At 55.8% G+C, this 25,934-nt stretch carries 18 protein-coding genes; 7 read left to right on the top strand and 11 right to left on the bottom strand.

Annotation, left to right across the window (positions count from 1 at the left end):
- Positions 1-32: 32 nt before the first annotated feature.
- A complete protein-coding gene (locus DVA43_RS24465; RefSeq protein WP_147271012.1) occupies positions 33-173 on the bottom strand; it encodes a type II toxin-antitoxin system HipA family toxin in 141 nt (46 codons plus the stop codon).
- Between the two features lie 92 nt (positions 174-265).
- Positions 266-517, bottom strand: a complete 252-nt coding sequence (locus DVA43_RS06405; protein ID WP_103824398.1) for a helix-turn-helix domain-containing protein — start codon at positions 515-517, stop codon at positions 266-268.
- Positions 518-1,332: 815 nt separating this feature from the next.
- Here DVA43_RS06405 and DVA43_RS06400 point away from each other — a divergent pair.
- Positions 1,333-5,124: an NAD(P)-binding protein gene (locus DVA43_RS06400; RefSeq protein ID WP_114317089.1), complete on the top strand. Its 3,792-nt coding sequence runs from the start codon at positions 1,333-1,335 to the stop codon at positions 5,122-5,124.
- Positions 5,125-5,179: 55 nt separating this feature from the next.
- Here the strand turns inward: DVA43_RS06400 and DVA43_RS06395 are convergent, their stop codons facing one another.
- Positions 5,180-8,437, bottom strand: coding sequence for a DEAD/DEAH box helicase (locus tag DVA43_RS06395; protein ID WP_168194645.1), 3,258 nt, complete (start codon positions 8,435-8,437; stop codon positions 5,180-5,182).
- Between the two features lie 267 nt (positions 8,438-8,704).
- On the opposite strand from DVA43_RS06395, the gene DVA43_RS06390 reads away from it, so the two are divergent.
- Positions 8,705-10,042, top strand: coding sequence for a glycoside hydrolase family 10 protein (locus DVA43_RS06390; RefSeq protein ID WP_114314965.1), 1,338 nt, complete (start codon positions 8,705-8,707; stop codon positions 10,040-10,042).
- A 37-nt stretch (positions 10,043-10,079) separates the two neighbouring features.
- Here DVA43_RS06390 and DVA43_RS06385 read toward each other — a convergent pair whose 3' ends face one another.
- The gene (locus tag DVA43_RS06385; RefSeq protein WP_114314964.1) at positions 10,080-10,490 is read right to left on the bottom strand and encodes an ASCH domain-containing protein; all 411 of its coding nucleotides are present in this window, start codon (positions 10,488-10,490) and stop codon (positions 10,080-10,082) included.
- Between the two features lie 300 nt (positions 10,491-10,790).
- Between DVA43_RS06385 and DVA43_RS06380 the strand changes: the two genes are divergently transcribed.
- Complete coding sequence (locus tag DVA43_RS06380; RefSeq protein WP_103179608.1) at positions 10,791-11,075, top strand: VF530 family DNA-binding protein; 285 nt, start codon at positions 10,791-10,793, stop codon at positions 11,073-11,075.
- On the opposite strand, the gene glgX is transcribed toward DVA43_RS06380, so the two are convergent.
- The 6 genes from glgX to DVA43_RS06350 all read right to left on the bottom strand — a co-directional run bounded on the left by glgX (position 11,072) and on the right by DVA43_RS06350 (position 21,687).
- Positions 11,072-13,147, bottom strand: coding sequence for a glycogen debranching protein GlgX (glgX, locus tag DVA43_RS06375; RefSeq protein ID WP_114314963.1), 2,076 nt, complete (start codon positions 13,145-13,147; stop codon positions 11,072-11,074). The genes DVA43_RS06380 and glgX overlap by 4 nt on opposite strands.
- A gap of 26 nt (positions 13,148-13,173) precedes the next feature.
- A complete protein-coding gene (gene treY, locus DVA43_RS06370; protein WP_114314962.1) occupies positions 13,174-15,690 on the bottom strand; it encodes a malto-oligosyltrehalose synthase in 2,517 nt (838 codons plus the stop codon).
- A complete protein-coding gene (treZ, locus tag DVA43_RS06365; RefSeq protein WP_114314961.1) occupies positions 15,690-17,474 on the bottom strand; it encodes a malto-oligosyltrehalose trehalohydrolase in 1,785 nt (594 codons plus the stop codon). Before treZ ends, treY begins: the two co-directional genes overlap by 1 nt.
- Before the next feature lie 263 nt (positions 17,475-17,737).
- Positions 17,738-19,288: a methyl-accepting chemotaxis protein gene (locus tag DVA43_RS06360; RefSeq protein ID WP_114314960.1), complete on the bottom strand. Its 1,551-nt coding sequence runs from the start codon at positions 19,286-19,288 to the stop codon at positions 17,738-17,740.
- Positions 19,289-19,486: 198 nt separating this feature from the next.
- Positions 19,487-20,719 (bottom strand): diguanylate phosphodiesterase, encoded by a 1,233-nt coding sequence (locus DVA43_RS06355; protein WP_114314959.1) that lies wholly within the window; start codon positions 20,717-20,719, stop codon positions 19,487-19,489.
- Positions 20,720-20,937: 218 nt separating this feature from the next.
- Positions 20,938-21,687, bottom strand: a complete 750-nt coding sequence (locus DVA43_RS06350) for an SDR family oxidoreductase (RefSeq protein ID WP_103824389.1) — start codon at positions 21,685-21,687, stop codon at positions 20,938-20,940.
- A 125-nt stretch (positions 21,688-21,812) separates the two neighbouring features.
- Here DVA43_RS06350 and DVA43_RS06345 point away from each other — a divergent pair, with 125 nt between their 5' ends.
- A complete protein-coding gene (locus DVA43_RS06345; RefSeq protein WP_114314958.1) occupies positions 21,813-22,718 on the top strand; it encodes a LysR family transcriptional regulator in 906 nt (301 codons plus the stop codon).
- 25 nt (positions 22,719-22,743) lie between these two features.
- Here DVA43_RS06345 and DVA43_RS06340 read toward each other — a convergent pair whose 3' ends face one another.
- Positions 22,744-23,172 carry an OsmC family protein gene (locus DVA43_RS06340; protein WP_114314957.1) on the bottom strand — a complete coding sequence of 143 codons (429 nt, stop codon included), beginning with the start codon at positions 23,170-23,172 and terminating at the stop codon, positions 22,744-22,746.
- 365 nt (positions 23,173-23,537) lie between these two features.
- On the opposite strand from DVA43_RS06340, the gene bdm reads away from it, so the two are divergent.
- The 3 genes from bdm to DVA43_RS06325 all read left to right on the top strand — a co-directional run bounded on the left by bdm (position 23,538) and on the right by DVA43_RS06325 (position 25,845).
- Positions 23,538-23,753, top strand: coding sequence for a biofilm-dependent modulation protein (gene bdm / locus DVA43_RS06335; protein WP_039028747.1), 216 nt, complete (start codon positions 23,538-23,540; stop codon positions 23,751-23,753).
- An 80-nt stretch (positions 23,754-23,833) separates the two neighbouring features.
- Entirely contained in the window at positions 23,834-23,971 is a 138-nt protein-coding gene (gene sra / locus DVA43_RS06330) for a stationary-phase-induced ribosome-associated protein (RefSeq protein ID WP_103824386.1), read from the top strand.
- Positions 23,972-24,147: 176 nt separating this feature from the next.
- On the top strand, positions 24,148-25,845 hold the full coding sequence (locus DVA43_RS06325) for an NAD-dependent malic enzyme (protein ID WP_114314956.1): 1,698 nt from the start codon (positions 24,148-24,150) through the stop codon (positions 25,843-25,845).
- The last annotated feature ends 89 nt before the right edge of the window (positions 25,846-25,934 follow it).

The raw sequence follows: 25,934 nt of genomic DNA, 5'->3' as shown, positions 1-25,934 counted from the left end.
GCGTTTACTACCCTACCAATTTTTGTACCGATTTAATCGAAGCGGCTTATTCTCGCCGCCTGGCTTGCCAGACCGCGGAAAATCGCCCCGCTTATCTGTTCTGGAAAATCCGTCGGCAATTCCGCCCTGACGGTGGCGATTACTTCATCCGTGCGGTCGGCCATCTCTTTCATCAGCCTCCGGGCGAGTCCGCTTCGATAAACAGACTGAAATTCTTACCGTGACCATCAATTGCGGCCAGCATCCAGAACAGGATCTGCGCTTTTTACCACTCCTTTGTCCAGCTGGGGTTATCGGGCAGCGTCGACCCTCTTTTCACCACATGGAGTTCCAGATCCAGCGCCGCGAGAATTTTGAACAAGGTTTCCAGCTTGGTGGATTCAGGTTTGTTCTCGAAATCCGATACCGTAGTTTGTTTAATGCCAACCTGTTCAGCGGTCTCCGATTGCGTTAACTTATTGACCTTACGCTGATCTCTGACTGCCTGTGCCAGTGCACCTGCCGTTGTTACTTTCATGCTTACCCCTCATAGAGGATATTTTAGAAAAATCCCCTGTAGGGGATAAAACAAAAATAACCCCTATAGCGGTTAAATTCAATTTATCCCCCACAAGGGATAAAAAGGGGCAGCCCACTCTACTTTTCTGTTAAGCGATTGTTCAGGGCACGATGTTTAGGTACGTTTGATTATGAAGGCACATTGTATGTTGTAACTATTAAAAGGTGTTCACAATATCCCGGCATGAGAGAAAACTAATACTCCATTCTTTATATTCTCAAGAGCGAGAAGCCATCGGAATTAAATATCTGAATCAATCATTAATAGGCCATTGCTTCTAAGACAAAAGTGCCAGAAAAAGACAGACTTCATGAAGACGACAGTCCAGCAAACTAACGAAACGGGGAATGGTTATTTAAAGACCCGGTTAAGCATTATTATCGTTTAACCGAAACGCATCCAATAAAAAAAGGACCACCAGCAACCAATGATTTTATTCATCTTTTTAACAGACGAAGCCGGATCTTGCTGAAAAACGCCGCGTAGCGCCAGGAAGTCAGGCTGTCATTGATGAATAAGACTGTGATTTTTTCTCATTGAAGACCAGGGTGTCAACATATAACGGGTGAACTCCGGGGTATTCCTGTTGCCCTGTTTTGCTGGTTGCAAATTATTTGGAGAGGATGGTTATGGTTGAATGTTTTACGAAAAATAATACTCGAACTTTTCCGCGAATGTATTTTTCGCCATAGGCATGGGTAATTAAAAAAGGCCAATAAATTTAAACATACTGGCTATGTATATTTAAAAATGCCCATAAGGGAGCAATGTATATGGCGATATTCAGGTCATTCTGGCAGGCAGGATTCGAAGGCGCTGATTTTATCACCCGGGCGGGTCATCCCCTTTCAATGGATAACGCAACGGCGCATGACGTACGGTATGCCGAGGATTACCGCGCGCTTATGCCCTTCAACATGCACACGGTAAGAGAGAGCGTTGGCTGGCGTCTTGTTGATAAATCAGGCAGTTACGACTTTACCACCGTCGCAAAAAAAATGATGTCGGCAAAAGAGAACGGTATCCAGATTTGCTGGACGATCTGTCATTACGGCTTTCCCGCTAATCTCGATTTTTTCTCACCGGAATTTGTCTCTCGCTTCGCTCATCTGTGTGGCTCGCTGGCCGCGTTTTTGCGCCCTTGGTATGAGGAGCCGCCGGTCTACTCTCCCATCAACGAAATCTCATTCACCGCCTGGGGCATTGCGGAAGGATTGTTTCCTACTACCCCTCCGGGCGTGGGCCAAAGCGAGCTGGTCAAGCGACAACTCGTTCGGGCCGCCATAGCCGCCTGCGACGCCATCCTGGCGGCCGATCCCAGAGCGCGAATTTTACATTGCGACCCGTTAATCCATCTGATTTCTCCGGATGACGCCCCTGCAAACATTGAGCAAACCGAAGCGTTTCGTACCGCGCAGTTTCAGGCGTGGGACATGCTGACGGGCAGGCATGAGCCTGAGCTGGGTGGCCATCCGCGCTATCTGGATCTGATAGGCGCCAATTACTACCACGACAATCAGTGGATGATGGGCAATAACCAGCGCCTGCCGTGGCACCTGGGTGACGGTCGGCGACGGCGATTGCACGAAATGTTGCAGGAGACCTGGGAACATTATCGCCGCCCTATTCTGCTTGCCGAAACCAGCCATGTGGGTAGCGGGCGCGGCGCCTGGATTAACGATGTCGTCTCAGAGGTGGCTCAGGCGCAGCTGGCAGGCGTAGAGCTTGCAGGCATTTGCCTTTACCCGATTATCGACCGCCCCGACTGGGAGAATAACGCAAACTGGCATCACTCTGGCTTATGGGATGTGAGGCCCGACAAAGAGCGAGAGCTGAATGCCGTTTACGCCCGGGCTCTTAAACATGTCCAGACCCGGCTGGAACACTTTCACCAACTAACTGGCGTCACTACCTGCACCAGCACAGAGGTATCAGGCATGAAAAAAATCTATGTTTTTAGTCACCTGCGCTGGGATTTTGTTTTTCAGCGCCCGCAACATCTGATGACACGGCTTGCTCAGCACTACCAGATCTTCTTTATCGAAGAGCCGCTGCATTCCGTTGGAAAACCTGAGCTGAAGATTTCCCAACCCGCGCCGAATGTCACGGTCATCCAACCGCAGACGCCGTCAACAGAGCCGGGTTTCCATGACGGACAGATCGCCTGGTTGGAAACACTGCTGGCGGAGATACGCGAAGAGGATGAAACCCCGGTCGTCTGGTTCTACACGCCGATGGCCCTCCCTCTGCTGAAGGTCTTTGCCCCCGCCGTTGTGGTGTATGACTGCATGGATGAACTGGCCGCCTTTGAAAAAGCGCCCCGCCAGCTGCTGCAACGAGAGTCAGCCCTGCTGACGCGGGCGGATATTGTCTTTACTGGCGGGCCAAGCCTGTATGCGGCAAGAAAAGGACGCCACCCGAACATTCACTGCTTTGCCAGTAGCGTGGATGCGGTGCATTTTGAACAGGCGCTGGATCGGGCAAATCACCATCCTCTGCAGGACGCTATTCCGCACCCGCGCCTGGGCTATTACGGCGTAATCGATGAACGCATGGATTTGTCGCTGATCGCCGCCCTTGCCGATGCGCACCCGGAGTGGCAAATCGTGATGGTTGGACCGGTCGTGAAGATAGATCCGTCTACCCTGCCGCAACGAAGCAATATCCATTACCCTGGCATGCAGCCTTATCAGGCTCTGCCCCATTTCCTTGCCGGGTGGGACGTCTGCCTGATGCCGTTTGCGCTGAATGAATCCACTCGCTTTATCAGTCCGACGAAAGTACTGGAGTACATGGCCGCGCAGCTTCCTGTGGTGAGTACCGCCATCGCCGATGTTGAAAAACCCTATGGCCACATTGTGGCGGTCGCCAGGGATCATGCCGCCTTTGTCGCGGCCTGCGAAGAGGCACTGGCATTGTCTGAGGAAGAGCGCGCTTCGCAGCGGCAGATCATGCAAAACATCGTCGCGAGTACCTCCTGGGACACAACCGTGCAAAAAATGCATGAGCTGATTGGGCAGGCGCTCTCTCGTCATCAGGCGCAGGAGACGGCGACAACGGATGCCGGAGGCGAGGATGTCTCACCTCAGGCAGTTTTACGCCTGATCCCCCCTGCCAGAACGGGTTCAGAAGTAGAGCCATGCTTAATTCTGGGCGCCGGGCCAACCGGTCTGAGCGCAGCCTATCATTTTGGCGAAGGGGCAACCTTACTGGAGCGTAATGAGACGGTGGGAGGCTTGTGCCGCTCGGTTCAGGACAAAGGATTTACCTTCGATTACGCGGGACACATTATGTTTTCCGCCGATGAAGAGGTGCTGGCGTTATACAACATCTTACTGGGTGACAATATCCACTGGCAGATCCGCGAGGCCTGGGTCTATACCGACGGCGTCTATACCCGCTATCCCTTCCAGGGATCGCTTTACGGCTTGCCGGCGCCGGTGATCAAAGAGTGTATTTTGGGTGCCATCGAGGCGCGTTACGGTACCGGGTCAGAGGTGAAAAGCATGGCCTCGACCTGTGGGAATAGTGCCGAGACGCATCGCCGCCATCATCATGACTGCTGTGCCGATGGCGCGGTGCCGGACTACACCAGCACAGGCCAGAACGTACCGCCGGAAGGCAGTTTTGAAGCTTTCATCTATGAAACCTGGGGCAAAGGGATCGCCCGTCATTTTGCCATTCCCTACAATAAAAAATTATGGACGGTGCCACTCTCAGAGATGGAGACCTCATGGCTGGGCGGACGCGTCCCCTTGCCCGATCTGGACCAGATCATCGAAGGTGCGCTGGGCGAAACGGCGAAGCCTATGGGACCCAACGCGCGTTTCGGCTACCCCCTGAAAGGCGGTTTTCAGGCGCTGATGTCCGGCTTTGTGCCGCACATAAAGGGCCGCATTGAGACCGGCGCCGAGGTCAGCAAAATCTACGTCAATCAGCATATTGTCGTGCTCTCTGACGGCAGGCAGTACCGTTATGAGCAGATGATCAGCACGCTGGTGCTGCCGGAGCTTATCCGTCTGATGGGTGACGAAGTACCGCCAGAAATTCGTAAAGCCGCAAAAGGCCTGCGCCATGTCTCCGTCCGCTGCGTCAATCTGGGCGTTAATCGCGACACCCTGACGGATAAACACTGGATTTATTACGCTGGCAAAACCGTATTCCACCGTATTTTCGTACAGGGCAACGCCAGTCCGTTCTGCAGTCCGCCGGGTGCGTGCGGCCTCACCTGTGAGATAAGCTACTCCCCGGAAAAACCGCTGCCCGCTGACGGCCAGGCGCTGATCGACAGATGTATTCAGGAGTGCATCGAGGTTGGGATCATCTCGGAAACCGATGAGATCCTCACCAGCAATCAAATCGATATCCCTTACGCCTATGTCATCTATGACCAGCAGCGTAAAGAGAACGTTGAGATGATCAGAAAATGGCTGTTGCTGCACGGCATCACGCTGGCCGGACGTTACAGCGAGTGGGAATACTACAATTCGGACCATGCGTTTATCGCCGGAAAGGCGGCGGTTGAGAAGGTTCGCCAGTCTGCGTATCGCCACTCTGTTTCATAGTGGTGACAGTGTCACGAAACGTAATAAGAGGGCACGAAATGTGCCCTCTTTCCGTTTACTCAGCGGGTAAACCGTTCGCCAGCGTGGAGAAGTAGCGCTGTTTCTGCCACTCCGCACGATTACCGATGACGTACAAGCGTTGTTTCGCCCGGCTGACTGCAACATTAAGCAGATTAGGCCGGCTGGCCGCCCATGATTTGGCGCCGGGCCGCTGAACATTTCCCCCAAGGACAAATATCACAATGCTGGCCTCTTTACCCTGGGTGGTATGCACTGTGCCGGTCTTTTGAGTGTCAAACCCTAGTTCAGACGCCAGTTGGGATAACTTCTGCGCACAATCTTTGAACGGTGAAACCAGGAAAATATTGTCTGGCTTTACGCCATGACTATCACGCAGGCCCGATAACAACGTTCTGACCGCTTCACCTTCCTCTGCAATCCAGTTCCCTTCACATGCCTTGCCTTCGACATCAATCCAGCAACTTTCCGGCAAGGGCAAGGATACCGCCTTTTTCCCATGAACCATGAGACCGTCATAAGCAACCGCATTACTGACGGTGAACATCGGATCGTCACAGCGGCGATGAACGCGAAGCGGACAGCCAACCCAGACCTGCCCATTATCCGGGTCAGGCAAAAGCGTGCCCAGATCCATCGTGTGATCGGCCAGGATTTGCGCCGACACCATCCCCGGCCACCAGCACGCTGAAACGCCATAATGCTGCGCCAGCGCCCCTTCCACGACTTTAGCGATCCCGCTAACCGGTTCCAGCTGTTTTGGATCCCCTACGACAACCGTTCGGGCTGCACGCCAGATGGCGCCTGCGGCCTGCTGGGGTAACGCCTGCCCCGCTTCATCGATAAGCAACCAGCCAATCGCTTCCCTGCCAATCCGTTTAAACATGCGCGGGACGGAAGCAAAGGTCGTTGAAATGACGGGAACGACAAGCGTCAGGGAATTAAGCGCCAGCTCAGCCTGCTCCTCGGACAAATTCTTGCCTTGTAGCCAGTTACTCACCAGATTGATGTTGCTGATGAACGGCTCCGGATGATGCTCAATAAAGGCCCTGTGAACATCCAGGGCGGCCAGGAACAACGCCTGTCTGGCTTTTTGCCACGCGTCGTCCGCCCAGGGCGCGGACTTCTCCCGCACCTCATCGCTGGCATGGGGATCGGGCCAGACATCACCCAGTGCCGATTTTGCCTGCTCTGACCGCGCTTGCGTTGAGATAAGCTCCAGGTGCATCTCGCTCAGAGCACGATCAATCTCCTGCAACTGCCGCGTCTGGTCCCTAACGCTCTTCTCTGCCTCCTTCTCTTTGCGTTCGAGGGCATCCCGTTCTGTCTGGTATATCCCCATCTTTGCGCGAAGGCGATCGCTCTCCTGGGTTAAACGATGATAACGCTCCCGCCATTCACGATGGGCGCGTCCCCATGTGGAGATCCAGTCCAGGAAGGTGGGCTTATGGGAACCATGCTGTTCCAGGCGCTTGCCGGCAGCCTCAAGCTGCCCGCTCCATTCAGCGTAAAGGGCCTGATGCTCGATTTTTTCGACCTGGATCTTCGCCTGCGTCTCCTGAGCCTGAGTCAGTTGGTCTGCCGTCAGCGTCCGGACGTCGCGCTTTTCCAGAATGCGCTGATGAATCTCATCGATCTGCTTATCCAACGTTGCGTAGTCGATCAGCTGCTTACGTATCGCCTCTTCCCGCTCCTGCGCCTGTTTAAAATTCAATTTCGCCTTATCCCAGGAGATGGCCGGTTTTCTTTTCCCGGCTTTTATCAGTCTGAGATGATAAGCCAGCCCTTCTCCCCGCTGAGGCGTGAACGTATCTGGAGGTAATAACGGCGTATCCTTATTCTCTTCCGGTTTTCTCCACCAGAACACCTTCATAAAAGTGTTCCTGTTGCCTTTGTTGCCCAGTCTGGCCGCCAGCAAACCCCAACCCGGCTTACCGATCAGTTCTGAAACCAGATCGGCAAAATAATCACTTTCACCATGCACGCTTTCCGGCACGGCGTCTGCGCCGGGCAGTTCAAGCGAGATATTTTCCACCGCGCCGTTATTTGCGGAGGCAACGACAATCGAAGACCCCTTTATTGCAGGATGCAGAGGATAGTAAGGGTATCTGTCATCCCCAAGAATCAGCATATTTTTGCCCGCGAAGACCTCATCTTCATGGCGAATCAAACTCCCGGCCCGTTGCGTCACCACCGCGGCAACCACATCCCGCAATAAGGTGGTTTTCCCCGTCCCGGGAGGACCATTCACGGCAAAGATACCGGCTTGATCGGCGTGGCGACGCCAGATCTCGTTAACCGCTAACTGTTGGCTGAATGCCAGGGGATAAAGCGAAGGCCAGGCGCCCGCAGGGGGTTGCGTGGGAAGCAACCGCTGAAAGGCGAGCCGTAAACCCTCGGGTGAACGTAGGTCGATACGCGCTCTGTCAGGTTCAGAGACAGCACGCATATACTCAACGAATCCCGGTCCTGCATCGTTTTGCTGCCAGGCGCGGCCAAGATTACGCAGCTCGCTGATATAAAAACTGTTTAATAAACCATCCTGTACGGGATCAACCTTCTTTTCTCTATCTTTGTTATCCGGTGTTGGCTCCTCCCCGGCGGGCTTCGGTGCCTTAACCTGGATACATTTCACAAGACAGACAAACTCAGATTCTAAGGTTGAGTGCGGGAAAAGCGTTTTATCAACCACCAGCGCCACCAGCTTCTGGATCCAGTCGATATCCGGGCTGTTCCCGTTAGCCTCTAAAAGCGCGGCTTCATCGGCTATCCATTGCATAAGACGCAGGGTTAAGGCATCAAAACCGGCGAACCCACTATCAACAAGAGGGAGAGTGTCACCTGGCGGAGGCAAGTCGGAAAAATCTACGGGAACGTTGTTCTCAAGCGCCGCCACGCCGTCTTTATGGTGCAGGATTTGACCGGCAGCCCATGCGGAGAGCGACAGCATAAATGTCTGATAAAGCGGTATGCCCTGCTCATTGAAGCTAATATCAAAAAGCCGACTATTGACTCGTCCCCTCTCTTCAACGACATCATCATGCGCGCCAATCTTCTCTTCCAGTTGCTGAGAAAGCGCCGTGGCATCATAAACACCGCATTGCGCGGTATAGAGCCAGACTTTGTCATCCTTAAGAGGTTTATCGGTGTGTCTGGTATCGCGCCAGGGGAGATTGCCACCTTGCGCAACTTTATAGGCTGGCCGGAACAGATCGTCGGGATTATCTTTGTCGAGTTTCTGAGGCGTGAGCGCCTCGACCGCTTTCCAGAACTGAAAAATGTGTTGTGCCTGCATCTGCTGTTGAAATACCTGAGTAGGAGGTGATCGTTCGGCTGTTTGGCGCATTGCTAAGCAGCAAGAATAAAATACTTACACGAACAAATAATACCCCTGGTAACAAATGGGTCAACCTTGCAGTCAACAGAAGGACGCCATAGTCAACTGAACCCTAACACATTTTTCGCTGAAAAATTGAAACCCAGGGGGACAGACAGCAGGGTCACAGCATTGACTTCCCTCCGAATAGAACGACAATAAACGTACCCGGCGACATTCGTATAACTGGAGCTTATCATCGCCTGTTCACGTCGTTCTCAGCTTGCCACTCACCTTAAGCGCTCCGGCGCGCTCATCGCCGCGCTTATACTGGTCAGTTGCAGCTCAACTCCCCCCAAATCTCTGGTAACGCCGCTACCGCCGGTCGCGAAACAGCCCCTGCCCGATAAAAGCGCGCGCCACGAGCCGGTGCGCGGCGTCTGGCTGGCAACCGTCTCCCGTCTCGACTGGCCGCCCCAGGCGTCAGTGAATGGCCGCGGCGCACCGGCGCGGAACGCCATGCAGCAAAAGGCCCTGACCGATAAGCTGGATAACCTGAAAAGCCTCGGGATCAACACCGTTTTTTTCCAGGTGAAACCGGACGGCACGGCTCTGTGGCCCTCTAAAATATTGCCGTGGTCCGACATGCTGACCGGCGAAATAGGCGAAGATCCCGGTTACGATCCGCTGCAGTTTATGCTGGATGAAGCCCACAAGCGTGGGATGAAAGTGCATGCCTGGTTTAACCCTTACCGCGTCTCGACCAATATCCGCCCGGGTACGGTCGCCGAGCTGAACCGAACCCTGAAGCTGAATCCGCCCAGCGTCTATGTTCTGCATCGGGAGTGGATCCGCACCGCGGGCGATCGCTTTGTTCTCGACCCCGGCATTCCGGAAGTCCGGGACTGGATCACCAGCATTGTGGCGGAAGTGGTGTCGCGCTACCCGGTGGATGGGGTGCAGTTTGATGACTACTTCTATGCCGAGTCCGCAGGCTCGAAGCTGAACGACAGCCAGACCTATCGCCAGTATGGTCAGGGCTTTGACTCAAAAGCCGACTGGCGGCGCAACAACACCCAGCAGCTGATAACCCAGGTGTCGCGAACCATTAAACAGCTAAACCCGAACGTGGAGTTTGGCGTCAGCCCCGCCGGGGTATGGCGTAACCGCTCCCACGATCCGGCCGGGTCCGACACCCGGGGCGCCGCAGCCTATGACGAGTCTTTCGCCGATACCCGCCGCTGGGTGCAGCAGGGTCTTCTGGACTACATTGCCCCCCAGCTGTACTGGCCTTTCGCCCGGGATGCCGCACGCTATGACGTGCTGGCTAAGTGGTGGGCCGACGTGGTGAAACCGACCAATACGCACCTCTACATTGGCGTGGCGCTCTATAAAGTGGGCGAACCCTCGAGCAAAGAGCCCGACTGGACGGTGAAAGGCGGCGTGCCAGAGCTGAAAAAACAGCTCGATTTGAATGAATCTGAGCCGAACATCGACGGCACGATTTTGTTCCGCGAGGACAATCTGAATCAGCCCCAGGCGCAGGATGCGGTACGGTATTTGCGGACGCGCTGGGGATCGTAATGAGGCTAGAAGCGTGACCGCTACTGTTGTAGCGGTTTCACGTTAGAAGAACAACCTCAAACTCTTCTGCAACAAGCTCCATATCCTCCGAAAAAGAGCCTTCCTGCGTAAAGAAGCGCTGATGTTCTTTGCGCCAGTACGCAAGGCTAAGATCGCCTTCGCCTTCTTTGCGGGCAAACTCAGCGCTGACATCACAAAAACGCACCAGACGCGCTGAAACCAGCCTGACAACGCAGGCAGGTCGCGCTTGCCCATCCAGGATGATGATGTAACCGCCAATGTTGGAGCTCGCGCCTTCTTGCTGATAAGAGGCCAGGGAGCCACAGGTGGCTGTTTTTATCCCCCTTCTGATCAAGTCTGCAAGCTCGCTGGCCAGTGCTGGACTGTCACCCATCTGCCAGACAGTCGCACCTGGATACTTCACCTTTAATTCATCAACTGCAGTCATAAAAATCCTCTTAATCGCACAGGAACATAATGCCCGGGGCGCTGCGCTTGCCTTCACGTTGGCCGACGCAAGCTATCCATTTAGCGCCCTGCGATCAACTCCTTACATTTTGGGGGGCCGCAAATCAGGTAATGGCAATAATGGTTTATCTCTTCACATTATTGCTCCAGTTTTACTGGCATAAATTCTAGTGAGATTGAGGCATTATTCGGCCTGTAATGTCGACGGGTAACGTTGCTGGCTTCCGGCTTTTCTTGTACCCTTCCCCGCTTTCAGACCTTTAATAATAACCGGATGCATATGACCGCTCACCCTTCCAGAGATCCGCTGCACGGCGTCACCCTTGAGATGATGGTTAACGCCCTCGTGGCGCGCTATGGCTGGGCGCAGCTGGGCAAGCTGATTAAAATCAACTGCTTTAACAGCGACCCCAGCGTCAAATCCAGCCTCAAATTTTTGCGCCGCACGCCCTGGGCTCGCGCCGAAGTCGAAGCCCTCTATCTGGATTCGCTGGAAGATACCGCGCCGGCCAAAGCCGACGACGATACCTCCAGCCCCTGGGAGAGAGCCCGGGCTAACCGTTAAGGTCGACGCAACAGCACGATACTGCGGCCCGCCAGCGGGAAGTCACTATCCGGGGTGATAGCCTGGCCCAGGTTATCATCCTGCACCGTACTTAACTCCAGTACCCAGCCACCCTCGCCGCAATCCGGAATACGGAACGGTACCGCAGCCTCGTAAGGATTGATCAGCAGCAGCACTTCCTGCCAAATCCCGTTTTCTGCCTCTAAATCGGCCCGGGTCAGATAGAGCCCAAGGGTGGTGCCTTCATCCCAGTGCTCTGGCAGTTGCAGGCCGCCACCCGCGTTGTACCACAGGATCTCCATCCCATCACGCCAGCTCTCGCGGCGTAACAGCGGCTGGCGGGTACGCAGCTCAATTAGATGCCGGGTAAAATTACGCAGCATCTCGGCGCTTTCCGGCAGATCTTCCCAGTGCACCCAGCTGATCTCGCTGTCCTGACAGTAGCCGTTGTTGTTCCCCATCTGGCTGCGGCCAAACTCATCCCCCGCCAGCAGCATCGGCGTTCCGTGAGAAAAGAGCAGCGTGGTGAGGAAATTGCGTTTCTGCTGTTCGCGCAGAGAGTTAATCTGCTCGTCGTCGGTAGGCCCTTCGGCGCCATAATTTGATGACCGGTTATCATTGTGGCCGTCGTTATTATCTTCGCCGTTCGCCTCGTTGTGCTTCTCGTTGTAAGAGACCAGGTCGTTCAGGGTAAAACCGTCATGGGCAGTGATAAAGTTGATGCTTGCCCACGGACGGCGCCCGCGCTGGTCGTAGAGATCGCCGGAACCGAGCAGGCGCGCGGCAAAGTCCGAGGAGACGTTATCCCCGCGCCAGTATTCGCGCACGGTATCGCGATATTTGTCATTCCACTCGCCCCAGCCTGGCGGGAAGCCCCCCACCTGATACCCGCCAGGGCCGATATCCCACGGCTCACCAATCAATTTCAGCCGGGAGAGCAGCGGATCCTGCATCATGGCATCGAAAAAGCCCCCGCGCTGGTCGAATCCTTCCGGCTCGCGACCCAGAATGGTACCGAGGTCAAAGCGGAAACCGTCGATATGCATCGATTCGGCCCAATAGCGCAGTGAGTCCATGATCATCTGCAGCACTCGGGGATGGGAGGTATTCACCGTGTTGCCAGTACCCGTGTCATTCACATAGTAACGGTGCTGGCCTGCAATGGTCCGGTAGTAGGAAAAGTTGTCTATCCCCTTGAAAGAGAGTGTCGGGCCCAGCTCGTTGCCCTCGGCGGTGTGGTTATAGACCACATCCAGGATCACTTCGATACCCGCATCGTGGAAGGCGCGCACCATATCGCGGAATCCCTGGATACCGTTCGGACCGTAATAGCGCGACGCCGGGGAGAAGAAGTTCAGGGTGTTATACCCCCAGAAGTTTTTCAGTCCCCTGTCCAGCAGATGTTGATCGTCCGGGAAAGCATGCACCGGCAAGAGCTCCACCGAGGTAATGCCGAGGCTTTTGATGTAATCGACAATCGCTTTATGCCCCATCCCTTCAAAGGTGCCGCGCAGCTCAGGCGGAACGGCCGGGTGAAGCTGGGTAAAGCCCTTCACGTGGGTTTCGTAGAGAATGGTTTCAGACCACGGCACCGCCGGGCGATGCGGATCCTGTGCGTCGAACACCCGGGGGTCGATAACCCGGCATTTCGGGGTAAACGGCGCGCTGTCCCGGGTATCAAAGCTGAGATCGAGATCGTCATGCCCCAGCTCATAGCCAAAATGGGCGGCGTTCCAGTTAAGCTCGCCGGTTAACGCCCGGGCATAGGGGTCGAGCAGCAGTTTATGCGGGTTAAAGCGGTGGCCGTTTTCGGGATCGTAAGGACCATACACACGATAGCCATACAGCGCGCCCGGCTGCAGATCCGGAACGTAGCCGTGCCACACTTCGTGGGTATATTCCGGTAGCTCCAGACGGGCAATTTCATGCTGGCCTGTCGGATCAAACAGACATAGCTCAACGCGTTCGGCACAGGCCGAAAAGAGCGCAAAATTGACGCCTTTGTCGTCGTAGTTTGCGCCGAGCGGGTAACTCTGCCCCGCCTCAATCTGATAGATCTTATTATTTGCCATAACATCTCTCCCTCGAACCATCATTATTAGCCGCAGGCCAGTAACACCCGCCAGCAATCCTGTGCATCATGTAACTTCAGGCTTTCGCCCGGTATAACGATTTCACCGCTGAAACAGTCCTGATAGCGACGCCCGGCCAGTTCAGCAGGCAAGACAACCTCCGTATCGCCCCACAGTGCCGCGCCGGTCAGTGGAAACGTCTGTGCGGCGCTGGCAAACGCCAGCCGCGGTGCCACCACGATCAAGACGTCGTCGTCATCCACGCGGGCAAAGGCGATGGCTTTGTCTGCCCTTTCACCCCGGGTCAGCAACGCGACATAGCTGCCCAAGCGGAACAGCGCCGGTTTACGCTGGCGCAGATTCAGCAGCGTGCGGGTAACATACACCTTAAGCTGGCCGTCGAGCCAGCTCGCCTCACGGGAGGCGGTATGCACATCGGCGCTGTTGAGCTGCTGGCTGAGCTGTGCGAAATCCGGCTCGCGGCGGTTATCGGGGTCGACGAGGCTAAAGTTAAGCCCCTCGCTGCCCTGATAAACATCCGGTACGCCCGGGGCGGTCAGTTTGATCACCGTCTGGCTCAGGCTGTTTACCAGCCCGGCGCGGATAAACGGGCGTAACGAGGTGCTGAAGTCGCGCAGAAAATCCTGATTGTCCGGTGAGAGCAGATGGCGGGCATACTCCAGCACCACCGTTTCATAGGCTTCGTTGCTGTCTACCCAGTCGGTACGCAGCTTGGCCTCGCGCAGCGCTTTCTCCACAAAGGCCAGGAAGCGCACTTCCAGCGCGTTCAGACCCGCTGCATCCTGGGGATCAAGTCCAGGTGGCCAGACTCCCGCCAGCGCCTGATATAACATCCAGGTGTCAGCGGCTCGCGGCGCCGTGCCGTCGTTCAGAAAGCGGACATGGGTCTGGTTGAGTTGCTGCCAGCGGGCCACGCACTCGGCCCATACCTGCGGCGCTTCGGTCAGAGTATAGAGCCGGGCGCGGGCATCTTCCCCGCGCTTGGTGTCGTGGGTTGAGGTGCCCGAGAGCGCATCCGGCTGGCGCTCACGCCGCGCCGTCATTTCGGTATGGAAACGCGTCAGCGAGAAGGCGCGCGGCACCGGTTCGGCCCCGACTTCGTTAAGCGCCAGATCCATGTGCTGACGGAAAAACAGCGTGTCCTCTACGGATTTCGCCATCAGCGGCCCGGTCAGCTGCTGGAAGCGGGTGCGGAACTGGCTGGCGGTGTCGCGGGCCTCATCGCTAACTTCGCCAGTCAGGATACGGGTCAACAGCGTGAGTGCGTCCGGGTCGGCGTTAACGTGGGTCAGCACGTTTTCTAGCAGCCGGATATCCGCACTGGACATCCCCTGCGCGGTGCCATAGGTGCGATAGACCGGGAAGGCCACCAGCAGCTCCCGCAGCGCCAGGCGCAGCAGCTCTTCATCAATCGCCACGCCTTCCACGTGCGCCAGTTTTTTGGCCAGCGTCAGCAGTGTGGAAAACTCCCCGGCGAAATTGCGATCCACCATCAGCAGGCGCGCCGCACGCAGTTCAGCGTGCATGTCCACCGGGCTACCCACCACCGCGTCGTAGGCCTGACGCAGGCTGTCGATTTTGTCGTCATCCACCAGCACTTCCGAGAGTGAGGCGATGAATTCATACCCGGTCGTGCCGGAGATCGGCCAGTCTGCGGGGAGGTTCTCCCCTTTACTGAGGATCTTCTCTACCGTGATGTAGCAATCGGCTCCCGCCTCCTGCCGCAGACGTTGCAGGTAAGCGCGCGGGTCGGCCAGACCGTCCACATGATCGATGCGCAGCCCGTCCACCGCCCCCGAACGCACCAGGGCCAGGATCAGGGCATGGCTGTCATCGAAGACCGCGTCGTCCTCAACGCGCACACCCACCAGACCGGTGATCTCGAAGAAGCGCCGCCAGGAGAGATCCCGCGGGGCGTCGCGCCAGCTGGTGAGTCGCCACGGCTGCTGGTCATGCAGGCGTGCAATCGCCTCAGGCTCGCGCAGGTTCAGAACCTCTTCCTCGCGTCCCATCCAGCTCTCCGGGGTGAGCGGATAGAAGTTGTCATAAACGGCCAGCGCCGGTTTGCCGGTGTTGGGATCGCGCTGAATGCTGATCTCCCCGTTCGCCAGTACCACGTCAAAGTCATCGCCCAGAAACGGCAGCGTCAGGCGACGGGACCAGTCGATATCAAAGTGACGGGCATAGCGGCTCTTCTCGCCGTGTTCAATCACATCGCGCCACCAGGCGTTTTCAAGCGAGGTGGACATATGGTTCGGGACGATATCGAGAATCAGCCCCAGGCCAGCCGCCTTCAGGGCGCTGACCAGCCGTTCAAATCCGGCGCGACCGCCAATGGCCGGGTCGATCTCATTGGCGTCGGTCACGTCATAGCCGTGGGTCGAATCGCGGGCAGCAGTAAAAATCGGCGAGGCATACAGATGGCTGATGCCAAGTTGTTGCAAATAAGGCACCAGACTGGCGGCACGATCAAACGTCATGCCATTACGAAACTGGATACGCCAGGTCGCTGTGGGGATCATCAGGTTGGTTCTCCAGGGGCAAAGCGGACAATAAGGGTGTCGGGCCGTAATTCGGTATGGATCTCAGGCCAGACAAAGAGGGTTTCACCCGGCAGCTCGGGCAACGCCTCCGTATGGCCGCCGACGTTAAACGCCAGCGACAGGGTTCCCCGTGGAAACGTCCAGGTGACTGCCACGCAGCCGGGTGCTATGTCCAGCACCTTGCCCCCACCGTTGCGGGCGGTTGCCAGCAGCGGCACAATCACCTGCTGACGCAGCTGCAACAGGTGGCGGGTGAAGCTGAGCCAGCTTTCCCCCTCCGGCTGGTTAACTTTGTCCCAGTCGAGTTTCGATCGTGTAAAGGTCTCCAGCGCATTCGGATCGGGCACGCCCTCCTCCTGGTGGCTGGCATGGTCGGCGAACTCCTTCGCCCGTCCTTCCCGTACCGCCCGCGCAAGATCACCGTGAAAATCGGTAAAGAAGAGGAATGGCCGGGTTTCGCCGAACTCCTCGCCCATAAACATGAGCGGGATATGCGGCGACAGCAGCAGCGCGGCCAGCAGCACCCGGGTGCGATCCTCCCCGATAAGAGAGAGCAGACGATCCCCCTGCGCCCGGTTCCCCACCTGGTCGTGATTCTGGATAAAGTCGACAAAGGCCACCGGCGGCTGGTCGATGCTTTTCACCCCGCGTGGCTCCCGGTCCCGGGGAGTGATTTCTCCCTGATAGGCGAACCCTTCCGCCAGCGCCCGGGCGACCCATTTTTCCGGCTGATGCGCAAAGTCCCGGTACCAGGCGTGGGTCTCCCCGCTGGCCAGGACGTGAATGGCATTGTGCAGATCGTCATTCCATTCGGCGGTATAAAGCGATGGGGAGCCATCCTCACCGTAAGGATGCAACGAGATAATGTTGCGGTTGTCTTCAGTGGTGAGATGGATCGGGCGATCGGTTATCTGCGCCCGGATGCGTTCAGCAATTTCCACCAGGATATGTTTTTCAGACGAATCTGCAATGTGATCGATGGCGTCGAAGCGCAATCCATCGAAGCGGAACTCCTCCAGCCAGTACAGCGGCACGCCGATCATAAACTGACGCACGGGGGCTACATCGTAGGCGATGCCATTTCCCCAGGGGGTCATTCGCTCCGGATGGAAAAAGTCCGGCGACAGGCGTGGGAGGTAGTTCCCCTCCGGACCAAAATGGTTCAGCACAATATCCAGCACCACCGACAGCCCCAGGCCGTGGGCGGCATCCACAAAGGCTTTCAGCTCATCCGGCGTACCGTAGGCGCTGTGCGGGGCATAGAGCAACACCCCGTCATAGCCCCAGTTGCGATTACCCCCCGCCTGCGATACGGGCATCAGTTCAATCATTGTGATGCCCAGCGAGGCCAGATATGGCAGCTTGTCGGCTGCCGCGCGGAAGGTGCCTTCCGGGGTAAAGGTACCGATGTGCAGTTCATAGACCACGCTCTCTTCCCAGCGTCGGCCCTGCCATTCAGTGTTACGCCAGACATAGCTGTCGGGATCGCACACCAGCGAAGGACCGTTGACATCCCCTTGCTGGGCGCGGGAGGCGGGATCCGGCACCGCAGTGCCGTCTGCCAGAATATAACTGTAGGGTGAACCGGGTTTGACGTAGTCAACCGTCAGTTCGAATCCGCCGTCACCGGTCGGGTGCATCGCCAGCGTTTCGTCGTTGAGGCGCAGGGAGATCTGCTCCTGACCGCTGGCCCATAGATGGAAGCGAACCGTGTTAGCATCAATGTGTTCACAACCCCAATACGTAATAGATTTAGCTGTCATTCCACCACCTCGTTTGACCCGTGTTCCTCAGGGTGCTTAACGTTTATCGTTACGCAGAGGGAAAAAGAGAAAGTGCGGCGGCAAACCGCCGCGCATGCACATCAAGCATAGACCAGGAAATTAATGTGAGATGGGTCACGACGAAGCGGCAGGAAGAAGTGTGGTCAGGGTATTGCCGGGTGGCGGCTGCGCCTTACCCGGCCTACGAACGATAAACCTGCAGGCCCGGCAAGCGCAGCGCTGCCGGGCAATCAGACATTGCCTTATGCTGGTTCCGGGAGGCGGAAGCTGGCAATACTTTGGGTGAGGTGTCTGGCTTGCTCTTCCAGCGAAGCCGCTGCCGCCGCAGACTCCTGCACCAGCGCGGCGTTCTGCTGGGTCACGCCATCCATTTCGGTCACGGTCTGTCCTACCTGACCAATGCCGCGGCTCTGCTCTTCGGACGCCACCTGAATCTGCTCCATCAGCGCGTTGACTTTGTTCACCGAGGTGATGATGGCATGAATGACTTCACCCGAGCGATTCACCAGCTGCGAACCGTTTTTCACGCTGGAAACCGACTGGGCGATGAGGTTCTCAATATCCTTCGCCGCCACGGCGCTTTTCTGCGCCAGGGTGCGCACTTCAGTCGCCACCACCGCAAATCCACGCCCCTGCGTCCCGGCGCGAGCCGCTTCAACGGCGGCATTCAGCGCCAGAATATTGGTCTGGAAAGCGATGCTGTTAATGACGCTGGTGATATCTTCGATGCGCTGAGAGTTGGCGGCGATGGTGTTCATGGTGTCGATCACTTCGCGGGTCACGGCCTCCCCGGTACGGGCGTTGTTCACCGCATCCTGCACCAGCTTACCTGCCTGGTTGACGTTCTCGGTATTATTGGCAACCGTCGCGCTCAGCTGCTCCATGCTGGCGGCCGTTTCCGTCAGGGCTGCGGCCTGCTGCTCGGTGCGGGAAGCCAGGTCGATATTGCCGGAGGCAATCTCCTGCGAGGCGTGGTTAACGGTATGGCAGGCAGCACGTACCTGAGAGACCGTATCCAGCAGGGCCAGACGCATCTCCTCCATCGAGCCCATCAGCAGGTCGATCTCATTGTTCGATCCGGTTTTCTGCGGGACCGCTTCCGTTAATTTACCGGCGGCGATCTGGCTGCAGTGCTCACGGGCGAGATGAATCGGCGCGAAGACAAACCGCTTCATCAGGACGCTTACCCCAACAATGACCACCACAAAAAGGGCGGCAAAAGCGATAATGATGGTTAAGCCGGAAGAAAACTGCGACCGCGCATCGTCATTTAACTGTTTCGCGTATTTCTGGTGCACCGACAGCACCTCATCGAGAACAATTTCGTACTGACGGTCGAGGCCAGAAATCTGCGGGATCAGCGCATCAAACTTTGCCTTGTCATGGGCAGAGGCCGCCTCAATCAGCGGCACCAGGCCACGATCGCGGTAGGCCAGCCAGCCGTCATTATAGTTTTTCACCAGCGGCGCTTCGTCCGCCAGGCGGGGGGCGTCATTAAAGGCGGCGAAGGCGCCATCGGCTTTGGTCAGAGCCAGCTTAACGGAGGCCAGCTTCTCATCGAGACCGGTGGTGTCGCCACTTTCCACCTGTTTCATATACTCCATAACCCGCACGCGCAGGGTACGGCTATGGTTAATGGGATCGATAATGGATAACACCACCTGAATCTCTTTATTCACGTTATCCAGGGAGTTGTTGCTTTTAATGGCCAGCCAGACGTTGGTAGCGGCACTGGCGACAAAGAAAAACAGCAGGGCAAGCAGGATGGTAAGAGACGACTTTTTTAATGACATAAATACCTCAGAAACAATACGGTCTGAGGTATTATCGGCAGCGCAAAATTAACATTGAGTTAAAGTTATTTATTAATAAAAAAGCCGAAAAACAATTTAATTTATTAAAATCACAGCATTACAATATATTTGCTAATAATTTAGCCTGCGAAGCATTGTAAATGTTCAACTATTTACTCAATCCTTATTGCTGAATATTTAATCGCTCAGAAAAGGCGCGCTGGAAAACTGCGGCCAGTGGATCTCACCTACCCCGTTTAATTTTGGCCGGGAGAAGAGAAAACCCTGAAAACGCTTAATGCCAGCCGACTCCAGCCAGCACCACTCTTCGATCTTCTCGATGCCCTCGGCCACCAGCGCAATTTCCAGGTCGGTACAGCAGCTGATAATCGACTTCACAATGGCCTGCTTCGGGCCGCTCAAATGGATGTCGCTGACAATCTCACGGTCGATTTTGAGCTTATCCGGCTGGAAACGGGTTAACAGCGACAGCCCGGCATACCCGGAGCCAAAATCATCGATCGCCAGGCCAATACCTGCCGCCCGAAGCTGCTTAATGGCGCTGTTAAACTGATTAAATCCGGAGATCATTTCGTTTTCGGTAACTTCAATGACCACCTGCTCCGGCTGCAGGCCGTGGATGAGGATCTGATCCATCAGAAAATCGACGGCGCCAGGGACGTTCACCAGCGACATCGGCAGCAGATTAACGGCGATTTTATGATCGCCAATCCCAATTTTCTCCGCCAGCGCAAAGGCATACGCCTTGGTCTGCAGGTCCACTTCGTACATTTTGTCCTGATCAATGGCGCTAAAAAAGCGTTCCGGGCTTCCCCCGTCGTTACCGCGGATCAGCGCTTCCAGCGAAGAGATTTTCCCCTCGGTGGGTTCAATGATCGGTTGCAGGGCAAACTGGCAGACCTGGTTATCGATGGGCCCGTTGATGCATTTCCCAAACGGGGCGTGTTCCGGGGCCAGTTTCCATCTTTCCGGCAGAAAAACCGCTCCGTCGCGGGTGGGCTGTTCCCGGGTAATAAACGACTGAATAAACTTAAACACCCGATCCTGCGCCGCCAGATAGTAGTCCAGCTTGCTGTAGCGCAGCACCGATGAGAGCATCGATTTTTGGCTATCCACCAGCAGGTCGAAGAGCAGCATGCCCACATTTTCGAAGCGCCTGCGCGGGCCATAATCGCGCATCAGCTCCACCACGCTGTGATGGCGCTTGTCGCTGCGGATCTTACAAAACAGTTTTTCAAGGACCTCTTCTGGCCCTTCAAGGATCTGCAGGAAATCGGCGCCGTTAAACAACAAAATGCCCGTCACGTCCAGGGCGGAATTCCGCTGTCTGGCTTTCTCAACAAGTGAAATAAGAGATAATGATTGGCAGGATGGATTTAACTGGCTTTTATAAATGAGAGTCGTCAGCACAGCTAGTTTTCCTGGTCGAATGTTAGGCCTTTTAAGCTCTTGTTTAGCATAAATTACATTCGTGGACTAATAGTATTACGAGGATATATCCAGAAAAGATCGATTCGGCTCAAAAATAATCAATGTGAATGGTTATTTAGGCAATAAAGGACAGAAAACATCCCTGTTGTTGAAGATGAGCATGCCGTCCATGGCACGTTCAGGTAGGCTGGTTTGTGTCAGATTTGCGCCATCCCACCGTCCACAAACAGCTCGACAGCGTTAATAAAGCTGGCGGCATCGGAGGCGAGGAACGCCACCGCTTTACCCACCTCTTCCGGCTCGCCAATACGCCCCATCGGTACCGTGGCGGCTAAGGCATCAAACAGCCCCTGCCGCTGATCTTCTGGCACCAGTTCTCCCAGCCCAGGGGTTTTAATCGGGCCCGGGCTGACCACGTTCACCCGAATGCCGCGCCCCTGCAAATCCAGCGCCCAGGAGCGGGCGAAGTTTCTTACCGCCGCCTTGCTGGCGCTATAGACGCTGAAGTTAGCGGTGCCTTTAATAGAGACCGTGGAGCCGGTCAGGATCACCGAGGCTTTGTCGGCCAGCAGCGGCAGCGCTTTTTGAACGGTAAACAGTACGCCGCGGACATTGGTGGCAAAAATGCGGTCAAAGTGTTCTTCGGTTATCGCCCCCAGAGGCAGCATATCGCCCCCGCCAGCGTTAGCGAAAAGCACATCCAGCCGCCCGGACTGTTCGGCAATTTGGGCATAAACGGTATCAAGATCGGCGAGTACGGAGGCGTCGGCGCGAATGCCAGTGACCTGCCCGCCGAGGGTGGCGACGGCGTTGTCCAGCTCCGCCTGGCGGCGACCGGTGATATAGACCTTCGCCCCCTGGGCTTGCAGCTCTTTTGCCGTTGCCAGACCAATACCGCTGGTGCCGCCGGTGACGAGTGCGATTTTACCTGTTAATGCTGTGTTCATTTTGCTTTTCCTTCCACATTGTTGGTGTGGAAGCACTGTAGCCCTTGCGGCATTAGCGAAAAATTAGCAAAAATGGAAATCACTTTTTCCCTGTGGGAATAATCTCTGTGGCGGAGCGCCTCTCTATGGATCAATTACTGGCCATGCGCGCCTTTACGCGCGTGGTAGAAACCGGCAGCTTTACCCGGGCGGCGGACTCTCTGAATATGCCCATCGCCACCCTCAGCAAGCTGGTGAAAGGGCTGGAGGCCCATCTGGACGTGCGGCTGCTGCAACGCACAACCCGCCGGGTGACGGCGACGCCAGAGGGCCAGGACTATTACGACAAAGCCCGTCGGGTGCTGATTGATATCGAAGAGATCGACACCTCTTTCAGCCAGGCGAAACAGCAGCCCCAGGGGCACCTGCGCATTGACGTGGGCGGTTCAACGGCGCGAGACGTGCTGATCCCTGCGCTGCCGGACTTTATCCGCCGCTACCCCGCTATCCGTATCGATCTTGGCGTGGCCGACCGGCCAGTGGATCTGATCAGCGGCAATGTGGACTGCGTTATCCGCGGCGGCGCGCTGGAGGACTCTTCGCTTATTGCCCGGCATATTGGCAATGCGGAGATGGTCACCTGTGCCACACCGGGCTACCTGAAACAGTTTGGCATCCCCGCCTACCCGGAGGAGCTGCGCAATGGTCACAAGCTGGTGAGTTATCTTTCGCCGGTAACCGGGCGCGCCGTGCCGTTTCGGTTTACCCATGAGAATGAAACCCGCGACATTAATCTTGTGCATCATATCGGGGTGAACGAGAGCAACGGTCATCTGGCGGCAGCGGTGGCCGGGATGGGGATAATACAGACGTTTAGATACTCAGCAGGCGCACTGCTGGAAGCGGGCACGCTGGTGGAAATCCTCGACAAGTGGCGCCCGCCGCACTACCCGTTTTACGTGGTTTATCCGCAAAACCGGCATATGACGCATCGTCTGAGGGTATTTATCGCGTGGCTGGCGGAGGTCTTTCCCGCCGCGGTGAAGGGATAGCCGGGCGCAATGCCCGGCAGGACAATCAGTTCAGCTGATAGTCGAGGGTGATTTCCGCTTTCAGCAGCTGTGAAACCGGGCATCCCGCTTTCGCTTTCTGGATAATGCCGTCAAACTGCTGCGGGTCGATGCCCGGAACGGTCACTTTGCTCTGCAGAGCGACTTTGCTGATGGCAAAACCGCTGTCGGTTTTGTCCAGCGAGACATCCGCATTGGTGTCGATGGAATCGGCGGTATAGCCCGCCTCACCCAGCATCAGCGACAGGGCCATAGAGAAACAAGCCGCATGCGCAGCACCAATCAACTCTTCCGGGTTGGTGCCTTTTTCCCCTTCAAAACGGGTATTGAAGCCGTAAGGCTGCTGATTAAGAACGCCGCTCTCCGTCGAAACCGTCCCCTTGCCGCGTTTAATATCACCAGACCAGTGTGCTGAACCGTGCTTATGAATTGTCATTCTTGCTCTCCTTGTTGGCTTACAAAGCATTCAGTATAGACCACGCTGAAGATCGAGCCCGAAAGAGTGATATATCAGGATTATTCTGTGAAGTCGGAGAGGTTATGGCTATTGCAATCAGGCTTTTTCCGTGTAATTTAAATCCGTCCTCGCCAATATTTAATTTAGAGGCCAACTAACACAGGAATATTTTTAAGGAGTCCAAAGAATATATTCTATTTTTTAAGATCATGAAAAAGCATGATTTTATGACAGCAATATTTCTGAGAGGATTCTTAAACACAGCGGCAAAAATATTTGTCATTCTGAATATCACGATGTTTTTGCGAACCGGACCATTAAACAGAAAACGACACGGAGGCAACATGTTTAATTATTATTCTGCAAATACGACATCCGCACAGCCGGAACTGGTTAATGCTATCGCACAGGGTTTACGCGCTGAAATGGGCGCTGTCACTGAAGATGATATTTTGATGGAACTGACCAAATGGGTCGAAGCCTCAGATAATGACATCCTCAGTGATATCTACCAGCAGACCATTAACTACGTTGTCAGCGGGCAGCACGCCAGTTTCTAAAAACCTGCTATGCTGGAGAGGCAACCTTAAGGGTTATATTTCGATCACCTTATCACTATCAACAGGATGGAGGAGTCAATATGAAATCGAACCGTCAGGCACGCCATATTCTGGGACTGAACTACAAGCTGTCTAACCAGCGCAAAGTGGTGATTGAGGGGGGCAATGAAACGCAAGTCACCCACGCCACCGGCAGAAAACGCCACGAACCAAAGTAAGTTCTCCCTAAAGATCCCCGACACCATCGGCAAAACCGATGGTGTTTTTATTTGTATGTTGCAGTTTTTAACATCCACCTCCTTTATACTACCTGCCTGACACCCCCTATGGGCACGACAGCGAAGATGATGAACAACAGTGCCAGGGACGGATATGCAAAAATTAAGTGAGTAACATGGACAACAAAGCCAAAAAACATCGCTCCCTCTATATTCCTTACGCCGGTCCGGTTCTGCTGGAGTTCCCTCTCCTGAACAAGGGCAGCGCCTTCAGCATGGAAGAGCGCAGCAACTTCAACCTACTAGGCCTGCTGCCGGAAGTGGTTGAAACCATCGAAGAACAGGCCGAACGCGCGTGGATCCAGTACCAGGGATTCAAAACCGAAATCGATAAGCACATCTACCTGCGCAATATTCAGGATACCAACGAAACCCTCTTCTACCGCCTGGTGCAAAACCATCTCGACGAGATGATGCCGGTGATCTACACCCCAACCGTCGGCGCCGCCTGCGAACGTTTCTCGGAAATCTATCGCCGCTCACGGGGCGTGTTTATCTCCTATCAAAACCGTCACAACATGGATGATATTCTGCAGAACGTCTCCAACCACAACATCAAAGTGATCGTGGTAACCGACGGCGAACGTATTCTGGGACTCGGCGACCAGGGGATCGGCGGAATGGGCATTCCGATCGGTAAGCTGTCGCTCTACACCGCCTGCGGCGGCATCAGCCCGGCCTACACCCTGCCGGTGGTGCTGGATGTGGGCACCAACAACCAGCAACTGCTTAACGATCCGCTCTATATGGGCTGGCGCCACCCGCGCATCACCGACGACGAGTACTATCAGTTCGTGGATGATTTCATCCAGGCGGTAAAACACCGCTGGCCGGACGTACTGCTGCAGTTTGAAGATTTCGCCCAGAAAAACGCCATGCCGTTGCTGAATCGCTATCGCGACGAAATCTGCTCCTTTAATGATGATATTCAGGGCACCGCAGCGGTAACGGTCGGCACGCTGATTGCGGCCAGCCGCGCGGCGGGCAACCAGCTCAGCTACCAGAAGATCGTCTTCCTCGGCGCTGGTTCCGCCGGGTGCGGCATTGCCGAGCAGATCATCGCCCAGACCCAGCGCGAAGGGCTCAGCGAAGAGCTGGCGCGTTCCCGCGTCTTTATGGTCGACCGCTTCGGCCTGCTGACCGACGCCATGCCAAACCTGCTGCCGTTCCAGACCAAACTGGTGCAAAAGCGCGAGAACCTCAAAAACTGGGATACCGATAACGAAGTGCTCTCCCTGCTGGATGTGGTCCGCAACGTGAAGCCGGACATTCTGATCGGCGTTTCCGGCCAGACCGGGCTCTTCACGGAAGAGATCATCCGCGAGATGCATAAATACTGCGCGCGTCCAATCGTGATGCCGCTATCGAACCCGACCTCGCGCGTGGAAGCCACCCCGCAGGACATCATCGCCTGGACCGAAGGCAATGCACTGGTCGCCACCGGCAGCCCGTTTGCGCCAGTGGTCTGGAAGGACAAAATCTACCCGATTGCCCAGTGCAACAACTCCTATATCTTCCCGGGGATTGGCCTTGGCGTTATCGCCTCGGGTGCCTCGCGCATCACCGATGAGATGCTGATGTCCGCCAGCGAAACCCTGGCGAAGCACTCTCCGCTGGTCAATAACGGTGAAGGGCTGGTTCTGCCGGAGCTGAAGGATATTCACGTGGTATCGAAGGCGATCGCTTTTGCCGTGGGCAAAATGGCGCAGCAGCAAGGGGTGGCGGTGAAAACCTCTGCCGATGCGTTGCAGCAGGCGATTGACGAGAACTTCTGGAAGCCGGAATACCGCAGCTACCGTCGGACTTCGATCTAACCTCTGTATCGCCGGGCGGCGCTTTCGCTTGCCCGGCACGTCCCCCACCGAACCCGTAGGCCGGGTAAGGCGTAGCCGCCTTCCGGCGA

This window comes from Leclercia sp. W6, from assembly GCF_003336345.1.
In the GTDB taxonomy this organism is placed as follows: domain Bacteria; phylum Pseudomonadota; class Gammaproteobacteria; order Enterobacterales; family Enterobacteriaceae; genus Enterobacter.
This window is presented reverse-complemented; position numbering and strand designations above follow the sequence as displayed.

Coding starts and splice junctions, on each gene's coding strand:
- DVA43_RS06400 (WP_114317089.1), top strand. CDS start 1,333: ATGGCGATATTCAGGTCATTCTGGCAGGCAGGATTCGAAGGCGCTGAT.
- DVA43_RS06395 (WP_168194645.1), bottom strand. CDS start 8,437: ATGCAGGCACAACACATTTTTCAGTTCTGGAAAGCGGTCGAGGCGCTC.
- DVA43_RS06345 (WP_114314958.1), top strand. CDS start 21,813: ATGGATCAATTACTGGCCATGCGCGCCTTTACGCGCGTGGTAGAAACC.
- treY (WP_114314962.1), bottom strand. CDS start 15,690: ATGATCCCCACAGCGACCTGGCGTATCCAGTTTCGTAATGGCATGACG.
- DVA43_RS06340 (WP_114314957.1), bottom strand. CDS start 23,172: ATGACAATTCATAAGCACGGTTCAGCACACTGGTCTGGTGATATTAAA.
- DVA43_RS06385 (WP_114314964.1), bottom strand. CDS start 10,490: ATGACTGCAGTTGATGAATTAAAGGTGAAGTATCCAGGTGCGACTGTC.
- DVA43_RS06405 (WP_103824398.1), bottom strand. CDS start 517: ATGAAAGTAACAACGGCAGGTGCACTGGCACAGGCAGTCAGAGATCAG.
- DVA43_RS06380 (WP_103179608.1), top strand. CDS start 10,791: ATGACCGCTCACCCTTCCAGAGATCCGCTGCACGGCGTCACCCTTGAG.
- glgX (WP_114314963.1), bottom strand. CDS start 13,147: ATGGCAAATAATAAGATCTATCAGATTGAGGCGGGGCAGAGTTACCCG.
- sra (WP_103824386.1), top strand. CDS start 23,834: ATGAAATCGAACCGTCAGGCACGCCATATTCTGGGACTGAACTACAAG.
- treZ (WP_114314961.1), bottom strand. CDS start 17,474: ATGACAGCTAAATCTATTACGTATTGGGGTTGTGAACACATTGATGCT.
- DVA43_RS06325 (WP_114314956.1), top strand. CDS start 24,148: ATGGACAACAAAGCCAAAAAACATCGCTCCCTCTATATTCCTTACGCC.
- bdm (WP_039028747.1), top strand. CDS start 23,538: ATGTTTAATTATTATTCTGCAAATACGACATCCGCACAGCCGGAACTG.
- DVA43_RS06360 (WP_114314960.1), bottom strand. CDS start 19,288: ATGTCATTAAAAAAGTCGTCTCTTACCATCCTGCTTGCCCTGCTGTTT.
- DVA43_RS06350 (WP_103824389.1), bottom strand. CDS start 21,687: ATGAACACAGCATTAACAGGTAAAATCGCACTCGTCACCGGCGGCACC.
- DVA43_RS24465 (WP_147271012.1), bottom strand. CDS start 173: ATGAAAGAGATGGCCGACCGCACGGATGAAGTAATCGCCACCGTCAGG.